This is a genomic window from Aminobacter sp. 01T433, assembly GCF_056398585.1.
This window is the reverse complement of the sequence record NZ_JBFTPR010000030.1, coordinates 18,419-30,912: the sequence shown is the minus strand read 5'-3', so window position 1 is coordinate 30,912 and position 12,494 is coordinate 18,419. Positions and strand designations below refer to the sequence as shown.

Here is a 12,494-nt window from a genome sequence, read left to right as displayed (position 1 = left end):
CCAACTTCCTTAGGGCGCACGGTTGGCGGGCCGGCGGGGGTTATCAAGGAAACATGGGCGCCATCGCTGGCTGGAACTCCGCGAGTGTCTATCAGCAGGCAATCGCCCGCATCGGCGCCGCGATCGACGGCAGTTAGATAGTTAGGCCTGCGGCCAGCAAAAAAGCCGCCATTCGACGGCTCCTCACGTCGTGAGCAGCGTATGCTGCTTTCGGGCACTCACTGGACGCCAATGAAGGCTGCCTCTGGGCAGCCTTCGCGCTCTTCAAGACATTCAGCACTTGTCGCGCGACCTTGTATTTCGTCGGCGCTTTCAGCGCGTGACCAATCCCAGTGCTGGGCCGCAAGAGCTCTGATGTCCGCTTGTCGTGGGCATCCTGGCAGCGGACAGTCGGCCATCGGCCCGAGATGAGCCGCGGAAGATCATTTCCCGCGTTGGAAGCTGATGTTCCAAGGTCTACAGCGTCTATTGGGTGGGAAACGGACTGGCGAGTTTCCAATCGGCTGGCCAAAAAGCAGCCTTGGTCGCGAGGGCAACGCTCTGCCACAAGGCGAGGAGCGGACCTTCATATCCGTCCGTCATACTCTACTTTCCTTCATTCGGCTTCCATGAAGTCGAACGGCTTTGCAGGGACGAACTGGCTCGATGCCTCGCCGGCAAGGATACGGGCCATGTCCACCCCGAGATCCAGTTTGCGGACATGCGCGCCTTCAGAGAAGTCGAGCTTCTTCAAATCCACCCAGAAAACGTTGGGTGACGTTGCCGATTCGCCGTAGAAAAGCATGCTCTTCTGATCCGCCACCACACGCCAGCGGGTCGTGGAAAGGTTCGGTGCTTCGGGAATGCTTACGCCATAGGGTGCCGAAGCGTTGCGGATAACGCTGAACACAGCGGCGGCGGCAATCCGGGGGTCGCCGCTTTGGGTCACTGCATTGATGTAAAAGCCAGCGCGCACAAAACGGTCTTCGGAACGGCCACTGCCGGGGAGGAATTTGAGGGGGTCGACCGCGCTCCAGTATCTCTGGTTGGCGAGATGGTCGCCATAGGGCGGGTCGTTCGTTACCACCTGATACGCGCGGTCATGATGGATGCTAAGCTTTCCGTCGATCCACTCAAGAACAGCACTGTCGCCGGTGGCATCGGAGAGCGTCAGATGTAGCGGTGCGAGACTGCCTGGACGGCCCGGCACTTCACCGCTCACCACCTCCACGGGATGGCTACGCGCGTATTCGACGCCCTCCGAGACTGTTGCGAACTGATCGAGGTAGAACTGCGCCCAGATCGAGAGGGACATACGAGGCGTCGTCCCGTCGTCCTTCGGGAACTTTGTGGCGTTGAGCCATAGCAGGCTGGCGTTGAGGCCGGCTTCGTTCATGCCGTCGACTGTAGAGATGTCATAGCCGGAGACGGCCAGGCTGCCGAACTTCGATGTCCATTCCATCGAACGCGAACCGGCGGCTCCATTTCGTTTCATCCCACGAGGAAAGACCCAGAAGTTGCTGACCATCGGATCCTTGAAGTCCATGTTGCGGCCTGTGAGATTCCGCCCGTCAGGCCCCTGATAGACGACCCGTGTGCAGGCCTGGGCCTCGGCGGTCAGCAGCGCCGCAGCGGCAGTCAAGGCAGTGAGAATGCGTGTGAATCGAGACATGTTGAACACCAATCCGTAAGAAAACTGCACGAAACCTTTGCCGATCAGATCCGATAGGTCATGCCGAGGACCGGGCCGCTGAGGGCGTGTCATAGACGTGACCGTTGTGATCGTAATCGACGTCGAGCACCTTGTAGCCCACGCAGGCGAAAAGGCGCTCGCTGAAGACGTAGTTGAGCTGCGAGACTAGTCACTCAACCGCCGATGCAAGCGGATGGCACTGCTTTGCCAACGCCCCATGATAGATGTCCCTGTACTATGGTCACCGTTTGCCGACCATTCGAGTAGGTTGTTCCGTCTGATCCCATGGCGGGCAAATCGATTGCGGTCGCTCCGTTGACGGATACAGAGGCGTGGTCACCGAGGAGGCGCACGGCCAAGCGCGTGCCGTCTTCGCACCTGTAGTCACTGACGGGATAAGGGTTGCCTGCACCGATCGCCGCGCCTGACGCGGGTTGCTCGAAGCTTGCAAGCGTCAGGACAGTGATTGCTGCGATCGATAGTTCTCTCCACATGATAGTCCTCCAAGGCGCACTAGCGTAGGCGAAGTGCCTGTACGAAAGAAGTCGGAGGAAAAATTCCTCGAACCGTGCGAAGTCGTAGATCGTCTGTCCATTCGGCCAGGCCTGATTTGCGTTGAGCCTAGCCTTGGGGCCCTGTGTTGGCCAAGACCGTTGAGGTGAAGCATCGCTGCCCCGTGGTCCTCGCCAACTTCGATTTCACAGCAGTAGCCGCATTACGTTGATCCGTTGCTCGGAGCATCCTTTAAGGGGCAATTTCGCACGCGAGAACGATGTTGCTCAACCCCAGGTCGTCCTGAGGGCCAAGTCGCGATGCTCCTATGAGGTCGCTCGTAGATTATCTATTCGGGATAAATTTCAACATCTTGTTGCGGCGCCTTGTTGAACAGAATGAATACGAGAGGGTTGCCGGGCTCGGACATTGCATCGCTGCGCAGTCCCGAAATCTCTCCAGCCACTCCGGCGGTATACTCGGCTACCACTTCGCCGAAGCTGTTGCGCTGGATGGCCACTTTTTGTCCGGGTACAACTTTGTCGTTGAGTTTGACCAGATGCTCGACGATCCCACCTGCGGTGGCCAGAACCGGGAACCCGCTATTGCCGACAAAGACAGCCATGCCCTTGGCGGTGCGGCCCATCGGTCCGGCAACGATGCCGTAATGCTTGAAGACGTTCATCGTCCCTTCCACGAACAGCGCGATCATCTCGCGATCCAGTACGCGGGCAGCGCCGATCTCTGGTGCAATTGCCGGGATTCCCACGTCGATGAACGCATTGTGCAAGACCGTGGGATAGGCCGCTTTCGGCATGTTGAGGATCTGGCCGACCGGATAGAGATCCAACATTGCCTTGACGTCGGGCCTGGCTATCTCGCCGATGTTGAATGCGGTGACTTCGAACCCGGTCGTCCCGGTGTGGAAGTCGATAGCTGCGTCGGCGTTCGGCCGCAATAGCCTGTTGAACAGCAGCCCTGCATGGCGACTTGGTGCGGTGAGGCCGTTCTCATTTCCGGGCCATTCCCGGTTCATGTCGATCAGATCGCTGCCTCTGCCCTGGTTCGGCCACCGGCGTTGCATGCTTTCCAGGGCTGGGCGGGAAATGTCGGTGACTGCCGTCACTGTACCAGACATCTTCGTTGGATCGAGTTGGTTCATTACGGTCTGGACAGTGTGTATGGAACTCATCTCGTCACCATGCACGCCGCTTGTCAGGACGACACGCTTGCCCGGCTTGGCCCCCTTGGCCACAGTCACCGACACGTACCAGTGCTGCCCTGTGGGTGTCTCCACACCCTGAAAATACAGGCGATGCTTCTGGCCTGCTTCCAGGTCATTCACGTCGAGCGAAGTGATGACCTTCTTTCCGTCGATGACGTCACCTGTGTAGATCGTCCCCTGCGCAGCGGCATTTGCTGGTCCCGACGCCGCTCGTACCTGCGTAGATCCTGCCACCAGGGCGGCTGCCGCACCGATGGTGGTGGCCGACGCAATCATGAAGTCCCGACGATCGAGACGTTCTCCATTTCCATTCGCCATAGATATGGTTCCTTGTAAGAGGATCCCCGCAGATGGCCGCCCATGTGCGTCGAATCCGATCAGACCTGTTGCTTTCAGACTGTAGTCCACTGTGCACTCATCGAGTACAGCCCGGCAGAAAAGAAATGGACACGGCGCTCAAGTTTGGGATGGTATGCAAAGCTTGGCGATGCAGGGCACGAACCGTGCTGAGCAATCGCATCCAGTACCTGCCAGATCAAAATGCTGTCCAGGGGTTGGAGATGCTGGAGGCGCGTAGCAGGTACGCACGAAAGTACAATTCCGTCCTGGCTCGCACCTGCGAGTCGCATCCTGACGCGCAATTCCATATCTGCCAGACCGGCACATCAGATCAGGAAGACCTTTCGGCTTCACCAACCAACGCGCGTCGGATCGTCGTCCCCAGACGGGCATTCATCAACCGGTGATCAGCCACGAGATCGCTTGGTCCTTTTGATCTAGGCCAAAATGTCGGATTTCGGGATGGACGAAATATCCGGCCACGCGTGGAAGGACCTTCAGCAGGCTGCTGTCCGTTACAACCGCAATGCGTTCGATCACTCGATGGTGACTTACGACAAATTTCAGGTGCGCTGAAAAAGCGGCATAGTTCCGCCATCCGGGGAACGATCTCGTTTGGATCACCAGCCCGGCAAACTTGCCCATGGAGGCGATGACTGGATCTACCTCCTCTACGATCTTCTCGAAATCCGCCTTTTCGAGCGGCCCTTGTGGCGTGATGGTCAGGATATTTCTGTCGTGCAGGAGCTCAAGGAGAACCATGGCCTGACCTCTTCTTCACCACTTCTGAACGCTCGCTGATGGTGTTGTAGGGCGTCGTGTTCATCAGGATCAACCTTTAGAGGGTGCAGCATCAACTCGAAACTCACGCTTGGTCGCTTCCAGCGCCTCGCCTTCGGCTGCAAAGTTAGCGGCCAGAATTTCGGCGTCGATCCGAACGCGGCCCCCGATCAAGTTGGTTCGGCCAGCGGAAACGGTCTGCCTCCTGTTCTCCAGGATGCCCTCGTGCAGGTAGCGGGTATGGGTATTCAACTCGCTTTCCTGCCGCGCGATCGCCTCAACGACGGCGGGGTGGCAATGGCCCACGTGAGGGACATTGTTGTAGGCGTCGATGTACTCGCTGCCTGAAGCGTCCCAGACGTGGGCCCCGCGACCCCCGCACGAGATGGACCGGATCGCTGTAGAACAGTCGCACGTTCGGACCGAGAAGGCGGTCTCTTCGCGCGATCAGGCTCTCAGTTGCCACCATGTCAAACACCTGCTTGCGGTGCTCCGCCATAGAGAAACTCCTCGCACAGTTCGATCTGGGGCTTCAGCATTGCCGTGCCGGGTACAAATTTACAGCCGAGGGCGCGGGCGGCTGCGAGCAGTTCCGTCTCATCAGGCTTCAGGACTACATCTGCCACGGTGGTGGCGGCCGTGAGGTCGGCGATGTCGAGGGGGAGCGCTATGTTGCCGACCATGCCCACCGACGTCGCGTTCACGAGCAGCGTGGTGCGCGCGAGGTCAGGGTTTTCGCCAGCACCCAGCGCGACAACGGTCACACCTGTTGCGTCGTGGATTTCTGTGGCGAGACGCTGTGCTTTCAGCGCGTCACGATTGATGAGCGTCAGGCGGTGAATGCCAGAGGCTGCCAGCGAGAAGGCGATGGCGCGACCGACGCCGCCGACACCGACCTGCACGACATCCGCTCCCTTGGGATCGAAACCGTTGTTAGCCAGTCCGCGCATGAAGCCTTGGCCATCGATGTTGTGGCCGGTGAGGCTGCCATCGGTCTCGCGGCGGACAAAATTGACGGAGCCGATACGTTTGCCGACTTCGGTCAGCCGATCGACCAGTGGTACGGCATTGATCTTGTGAGGGATGGTGATGCAGAGCCCTTTGATGTTGTCGATCTTGCGTACCAGTTCAAATGTGGCCGCCAGGTCGCCCCGCTGGACATGCAGGCCCGCGCAACTGAAATTGTGCCCCTTCGAGGCAAAGTAGTCGTTGAACATGATCGGCGCGCGGAAGTGCCGGACGGGTGAGCCAACGATGAAGAAGAGGTCGGTTTCGCCGGTGATCTGCATGGTGTTCCCTTTCTTGGTATTGCCGGACCGTCGAGGTCCAGTTTCATTGAATGAGCCCGAAGAACTCGGCGACGAGACGGGGCTGCGACTTCAGCATCTCGGCGCCGCCGATAAACTTGCAACCACGTGCAGCGGCGGCCTCCAGAAGCGGCGTCATGGCCGGGTTGACGATGACCTCGGCCACGATCGTTTCCCGCCTCAACCGGTCGAGCAGCCGCGGAAGCGGATCGCTCGGCAGCATGCCGAGCGAAGTGGCGTTGACGAGGAGGTCGATATCGTCAAGCGCCTCGGGATTGTGCGCCTCCGCTACGCGAATGCGGCAGGCGGGCATGAGTCCTACGATCTCGCGCGCCAGGGCTTCCGCTTTGGCCGCGTCGCGGTTGGCGAGCACCAGTTCCTGCGTCCCACCATCCACCAGGGCGAACGCAATTGCGCGTCCGACACCGCCTACGCTGACGACAAGGGCGCGCTTGCCGTTCAGCTCGACGCCGTTGGCTGCAAGCCCGGCAACGAAGCCGATGCCATCGGTGTTGGTGCCGGTCAGCGTGCCGTCGGGGTTACGGCGGATGAAGTTGACGGCACCTAACCGCCGGGCGGAGTGGCTCAGCTCATCCATGAGCGGAACGACTGCGATCTTATGTGGAATGGTGATGCCGAGCCCACGCACATTGTGCATCAGGCGAACGGCATCGAGGCATTGGGAAAGATTGCGCGGTTGGACATGGATCGGAGCGATCACTGCGTCGAGGCCCAAGGCGGCGAACTGGTCGTTTATCAGCACAGTGCCACGAATGTGGTTCACCGGATCGGCAAACATCAGAACGATCGCGGTCTTGCCGGTAATCTGCATTTCGGGGTTTCTCCCAGCGCCCTTTCGAACCTTGCCGTGGACGCCTCAGTGCATTTCCAGTTTCTCGAGGATGTCCTGTCGGACCTCGACTCCAAGGCCGGGCCGTGCAGATGCGCGTACGGAGCCGGCCTCGTATCCGATCGGCTCATGGACCAGGTCCGTCTGCACTGACACAGCAAATGGCTTGAGCTCGAACAGTTTCGTGTTGGGCGAAGCGAGCGACAGGTGGAGGCTCGCAGCGGTAAGCACCGCAGTGCTCCAGGCGTGGGCGTTCATGACGGTACCTGTCTGCGAGCAAATCTCGTCGATCTTGCGAAAGCCGGTGATGCCTTCCGAGCGTGCCGGATCGACACCGACGATGTCGACCGTGCCGGTTGCGATCAGGTCGCGGTATCCGGTAACGGTGTATTCGCGTTCGCCGCTTGCGATCGGGACTGATACGGCGGCTTTCAAGGCGCGGTAGTCGTCGATGCGCGTCGGATAGAAAGGTTCCTCGATCCATCCGATGCCGTGCTCGGCCATGCGGCTGACGGTGCGGATTGCGGTCTCACGGTCCCAGACAACGCCGTTGCCGGCATCCATCAGGATCGGGAAGTCCGGGCCGACCGCCTCGCGCAGCAGCTTGACGAACAGGACGTCCTGCTCGGGGTTTCTGCCGATGTCTGAGAGGCCCTTCTTGCCAATCCCAAGCTTGCAGCCCGCATACCCCGCTTCCTTGAAGCCGACGACCTCGGCGATGTTCTCGTCCAGTGTCGCCTTGTTGACGTGGCTGCTGGCATAGGCCGGCAGGCTTTCCTGCAGGCGGCCGCCCAACAGGGCATGGAGCGGCAGGCCACGCTCCTTGCCGTCGATATCCCAAAGCGCCATGTCGATCGCGGAGTAGGCGATGCTGGCAAGGCCACCTTCGCCATACCACCAGCAATGGGCACGCATGCGGTTCCAGGCGTCTTCGACGCTGACGTCCCCAGCCTCCAAGAGAAGCGGCGCGAGGCCCTCGTCGATAAGGATCTTCGTGGCACGTGCCGCTTCCGGCGCGAGCGTTACGCCTTCTCCCCACCCAACCGCGCCGCCAGCGGCGGTGACGCGAACGAGCACTGTCGCCTTGACGCGGCCGAAGTCATTGGTGTCGGCGTAGCTGATCGCATAGGTGCGGACGTTGGTGATGTGCATGGCTATCCTCCCTCAAGCGATCATCCCTTGCGGGTGATCAGCCTTGTATCGAGATAGGCCTCGATCGCCTCCGAGCCGCCTTCAGTGCCATGGCCGGAATCCTTGATGCCGCCGAAGGGAACCTCGGGCAGGGCGAGTCCCAGATGATTGATGCTGGTCATGCCGGCCTCCACCTCGTTGCCGATCCGCGTTTCGGTGGCGCTACTGCGAGTGAAGGCGAAAGCGGCCAGGCCGAAGGGAAGACGGTTGGCCTCGGCGATCGCTTGGTCAAGTGTCGCAAAGCGGTTGATGATTGCCACGGGGCCGAACGGCTCTTCGTTCATGATGCGCGCTTCGACGGGTACGTCCGCTAGCACTGTCGGTTCGAAGAACCAGCCCTCGTTGCCGATGCGGCGGCCACCAGTGGTCAGGCGGCCTCCGCGAGAGACCGCATCGCCGATCAAACCTTCCAATGCCGGGATGCGCCGGTCGTTGGCGAGTGGTCCCATGTCGACGTTCGGGTCGAGGCCATTACCGACGCGGATCGCCTTGGCGCCTGCGGTAAAGCCGTCGATGAAAGCGTCTGCGATTTTCTCGTGCACGAGGAAGCGCGTCGGTGAAACGCAGACCTGACCGGCATTTCGGAACTTGTTCTGCACCATCAGGCTGGTCGCAAGGTCGAGATCGGCATCCTCGGCTACGATGACCGGCGCGTGGCCGCCCAGTTCCATCGTGGCGCGCTTCATGTGCAGGCCAGCGAGTGCCGACAGTTGCTTGCCGACTGGTGTAGATCCAGTGAAGCTGATCTTGCGGATGACAGGATGCGGGATCAGGTACTCGGAAATCTCTGATGGCACGCCGTAGACAAGATTGACGACACCCGCCGGGATCCCGGCATCCGCGAAGACGCGGATCAGCGCCGCCGGCGAAGCCGGTGTTTCCTCAGGAGCCTTGACGATGATTGAGCAGCCGGCTGCGATGGCGGCCGAAAGCTTGCGCACCACCTGGTTGAGAGGGAAGTTCCACGGTGTGAAGGCGGCGACCGGGCCGACCGGCAGCTTCAGCGTCATTTGCACGACGTCGGGCGCGCGGGACGGAATGACCTGCCCATATGTGCGCTGGGCCTCGCCGGCAAACCAGTCGATGATGTCGGCGGCGGAGAGTGTTTCGAAGCGCGCTTGTGCAAGCGGTTTGCCCTGCTCCATAGTCAGCATGACCGCGATGTCGTCCACACGGCTGCGAAGAATCTCGGCGGCGCGGCGCATGAGCGTCGCCCGGTCAAAAGCCGAGGTCTTGCTCCAGATGGCGAAGCCCTTGCTGGCGGCTTCAAGTGCTGCGTCGAGATCGGTCTTGTCCGCCCAGGCGACATTTCCGATGGGTTGCGCGGTCGCAGGATTGATCACAGGGATCGTGCGACCGTTGGCAGAAGGCCGCCAGGTTCCGTCGACGAACAGCAGGGTATCGGGGTAGGTGATCATCCGGTTGTCTTTCGTCACGTTCATGGGGTCTGGCGTTTGGAGAGGAACATCGGACCGCCGCGCTTGCGCGGGAAGCCGTACCCATGCACCTCGACAAGATCGATATCGGCCGGTGAGGCTGCGATGCCTCCGTCCAGGACGGCCTGTCCCTCCGACGCCATGGCATCGATCAGCCGCGAGACGATCTGATCTGCCGGCAGGTCGATCGGTGCACCGGCGAGGGGAGCGATGATGCGCGCGGCTTCCTGCGAGGGAACGGGCGTGCGCTCGCCAACTGCGTAATCGTACCAGCCGCGACCACTTTTCTGGCCTTTTCGCCCAGCGCGCACCAGAAGGTCCCCCGGTGTTTCGGGTATCTGCTCGCCGCGGGCGCGTGCTGCCTCACGATGCAGGAAGGAGATGTCGAGCCCCGCCATATCTTGCATTTCGAACGGCCCCATCGCGTAGCCGAAGCCACGCATGGCGGCGTCGACGGCGGCAGGGGAGACGCCCTCGCGGAGCAACGCTTCCGCCTCGGCACGATAACGGCGCAGGATGCGGTTGCCGATGAAGCCGTCGCAGATGCCGGAACGCACCGGAACCTTCCCCAGCCTGCGGGCCAGCTCGAAGCTGGTAGCAACAACGTCAGGCTGCGTGTCTGTAGTTGGCACGATCTCGAGAAGCTTCATCACCTGTGCAGGGCTGAAGAAGTGCAGGCCGATGAAACGGCCGGGATGAGGCAGACCTTCGGCAATCTGCCTAGGGTCGATGTAGGAAGTGTTGGTCGCCAGAATGGCATCTGTCCGGCAGATGCGCCCGAGGGAAGCAAACACCTCGCGCTTGATGGCAACGTCCTCGAACACCGCCTCGATCACCAGGTCGCTACGGGCAAGCGCTTCATAGCCGACCGCGCCGGTGACGCCCCGCATCCGAGCCTCGGCTTCCTCGTCGGTCAGGCTCGTTTTCTTCCGCGCCGCTTTGAAGATTGCATTCAAAGCTCCAAGGCCTCGTTCGAGGCTCTGCTGGTCGCGCTCGACCAAGACGACCGGGATGCCGGCATTACGCAGGGCGGCGGCAATGCCGACACCCATGGTGCCGCCGCCTACAACGCCAGCACTCGTCAGAGGGAGGGGAGCTATGCCGCGCAGATAAGCCGGGCGAAGTGCGGCGCGTTCGGCGAAGAACAGATGGCGCAGCGCTGCCGCTTCTTCGCTGGCGCGCAGTTTGAGGAAGATCGAGCGTTCATTCGCAAGTCCGGCGTCGAGGCCGTTCTCGACACCGAAGCGCAAGGCATCGAGTGCAAGCGGCGGGGCAGATGCGCCACGAGCCGCGCGGCGGATGCGTTGTCCCGCTTCCTCCCAGACTACGGGAGCGGGAGCAGACAGCGGGCGGCGCGAGACAGGTTCCGGCAGGGGGCTTTCGAGGGCCTCGAGTGCGAAGTCGACCGCCGCGTCGACGAGAGGTTCCTGGACAAGGCGATCGACAAGACCGAGTGCGGCCGCGCGGGCGCCGTCCAGCGTCAGGTTTTCTGCGGTCACGCGGATCGCGGTTTCGATGCCGATCAGCCGAGGCAGGCGCTGCGTCCCGCCCGCGCCGGGAATGATGCCGAGATTGACCTCGGGCAGCGCGAATTTCGCATCTTCGGTTGCGACCCGCATGCGGCAGCCGAGAGGCACTTCAAGCCCGCCACCAAAGGCCGCGCCGCGTATCGCTGCGGTCCAGGGTTTTGCGGCAGTCTCGATCCGCCCGATCAGATCAGGCAGGGAAGGCGGTTCCACCGGCCGATCGAATTCGGTGATGTCGGCCCCGCCTACGAACAGCTTTCCTGCCCCCGTCAACACGACGGCGCGTACGTTGCTGTCGGCGTCGAACTCGTCGGCCAGGGCCAGAAGCCTCGTACGGATGGCCAGATTGATTGCGTTGACGGGTGGATTGTCGATGGTGACGATCGCAATCCCGCTGCGCATCTCGACATGCACGCTCATGCAGTTGCTCCCGCCGGTTCGACGGGTGCAAAGGTGCCAGCTTCGCGACAGGCGATTGCTCCCGAGGCCGCAAGCTTGTCGATATGGTAATCGTCCAGTCCAAGGACATCGCGCAGTACGCCGCGCGTGTCTTCACCGAGCAGGGGCGGAGCCTTTGCCTTATGCGAACGCTGCGCGGCGAGGCCGTGCGCGGCGCGGATGACCGAGATCGGGCCGAGCTCGGCGTGTTCCAGCTGCTCGACGACACCGCGCTCCACCACGCTCGGGCTCTGCAGCGCTTCGGCGACTGTCTTCACCTGGCCTGCAGGAACACTTGCCTTGCGGCAGGCGTCGATCCAGTACGCGCAGGTGTTTTCGCGCATCTGGTCTGCCAGCGTCGGCAGCAATTCGTCGCGGTGCACCGCTCGCTGGTGCGAGGTGACGAAGCGGGGATCACGGGCAAGCTCCGGCCGGCCGATGACCTGTTCGCAAAAATCGATGAACATGCGGTCGTTGCCGACAGCCAGTGCAAAGACGCCGTCGGCTGTATCGAAGACCTGATAAGGCACGACGGTCGGATGGGCATTGCCAAATCGTGTCGGCTCGACGCCTGCGTTCAGATAGCCGGTTCCGACATTGATCAGCATGTTGAGTGTGGCGTCGAGCAGCGCGACGTCGATATACTGCCCAGTGCCTGTATCGCGCCGCTGGTAGAGCGCCGCGAGGATCGACTGGGTCGCAATCATGCCTGCAACGACGTCAGTGAAGGCAACGCCCAGCCGGCTCGGCGGCCCGTCCTCCTGGCCGGTGATCGACATCAGGCCGCTCTCCGCCTGCATGATGAAATCGTAGCCTGGCCGATCCCGCTCGGGACCGGACTGACCGTAGCCGGAGATCGAGCAATAGACGACGCCCGGGTTGAACTTCCTGATGTCCTCGTAGCCGATGCCAAGCCGGTCCACCGTGCCGGCACGGAAATTCTCCACGATCACATCGGCCTTGGCCGCCAGATCGAGCACGATCTGCCGCCCCTCTGATGCCTTGAGGTCGAGCGCGATGCTCTGCTTGCCCCGGTTGGCGCACAGATAGTAGGTGCTGACGCCCTTGTAGTTGGGAACCGACCAGGCGCGTGTGTCGTCGCCACCCTTGATGTTCTCGATCTTCCAGACCTCGGCGCCCAGGTCCGCGAGGCTCATGGTCGTCCATGGCCCGGCCAGGACGCGGGTCAGGTCGAGCACGCGTATGCCTTCGAGTGGCAGCTTTTGTTTAGTCATGTC

At 61.5% G+C, this 12,494-nt stretch carries 9 protein-coding genes and 2 pseudogenes; 1 reads left to right on the top strand and 10 read right to left on the bottom strand.

What is annotated here, in order from left to right; translation table 11 throughout:
• A pseudogene (locus AC1DLV_RS28740) lies at positions 1-137 on the top strand (lytic murein transglycosylase); the annotation flags it as partial.
• A 458-nt stretch (positions 138-595) separates the two neighbouring features.
• Here the strand turns inward: AC1DLV_RS28740 and AC1DLV_RS28735 are convergent.
• From AC1DLV_RS28735 to AC1DLV_RS28690, 10 genes and pseudogenes are all read right to left on the bottom strand, one after another.
• Positions 596-1,660: a linear amide C-N hydrolase gene (locus AC1DLV_RS28735; RefSeq protein WP_476803436.1), complete on the bottom strand. Its 1,065-nt coding sequence runs from the start codon at positions 1,658-1,660 to the stop codon at positions 596-598.
• A gap of 853 nt (positions 1,661-2,513) precedes the next feature.
• On the bottom strand, positions 2,514-3,707 hold the full coding sequence (locus AC1DLV_RS28730) for a succinylglutamate desuccinylase/aspartoacylase family protein (protein ID WP_476803414.1): 1,194 nt from the start codon (positions 3,705-3,707) through the stop codon (positions 2,514-2,516).
• Between the two features lie 417 nt (positions 3,708-4,124).
• Positions 4,125-4,490 (bottom strand): SpoIIAA family protein, encoded by a 366-nt coding sequence (locus AC1DLV_RS28725; protein ID WP_476803415.1) that lies wholly within the window; start codon positions 4,488-4,490, stop codon positions 4,125-4,127.
• Between the two features lie 228 nt (positions 4,491-4,718).
• Positions 4,719-4,977, bottom strand: a pseudogene (locus tag AC1DLV_RS28720) (aminotransferase class III-fold pyridoxal phosphate-dependent enzyme); the annotation flags it as partial.
• Between the two features lies 1 nt (position 4,978).
• The gene (locus AC1DLV_RS28715) at positions 4,979-5,797 is read right to left on the bottom strand and encodes a shikimate dehydrogenase family protein (RefSeq protein ID WP_476803416.1); all 819 of its coding nucleotides are present in this window, start codon (positions 5,795-5,797) and stop codon (positions 4,979-4,981) included.
• A 43-nt stretch (positions 5,798-5,840) separates the two neighbouring features.
• Positions 5,841-6,647: a shikimate dehydrogenase family protein gene (locus tag AC1DLV_RS28710; RefSeq protein ID WP_476803417.1), complete on the bottom strand. Its 807-nt coding sequence runs from the start codon at positions 6,645-6,647 to the stop codon at positions 5,841-5,843.
• A gap of 45 nt (positions 6,648-6,692) precedes the next feature.
• Positions 6,693-7,817 carry a mandelate racemase/muconate lactonizing enzyme family protein gene (locus tag AC1DLV_RS28705; protein ID WP_476803418.1) on the bottom strand — a complete coding sequence of 375 codons (1,125 nt, stop codon included), beginning with the start codon at positions 7,815-7,817 and terminating at the stop codon, positions 6,693-6,695.
• Between the two features lie 20 nt (positions 7,818-7,837).
• Entirely contained in the window at positions 7,838-9,274 is a 1,437-nt protein-coding gene (locus AC1DLV_RS28700; protein ID WP_476803437.1) for an NAD-dependent succinate-semialdehyde dehydrogenase, read from the bottom strand.
• A 20-nt stretch (positions 9,275-9,294) separates the two neighbouring features.
• A complete protein-coding gene (locus tag AC1DLV_RS28695; RefSeq protein WP_476803419.1) occupies positions 9,295-11,238 on the bottom strand; it encodes a 3-hydroxyacyl-CoA dehydrogenase NAD-binding domain-containing protein in 1,944 nt (647 codons plus the stop codon).
• Positions 11,235-12,491, bottom strand: coding sequence for a CaiB/BaiF CoA transferase family protein (locus AC1DLV_RS28690; RefSeq protein ID WP_476803420.1), 1,257 nt, complete (start codon positions 12,489-12,491; stop codon positions 11,235-11,237). Before AC1DLV_RS28690 ends, AC1DLV_RS28695 begins: the two co-directional genes overlap by 4 nt.
• Positions 12,492-12,494 lie beyond the last annotated feature (3 nt).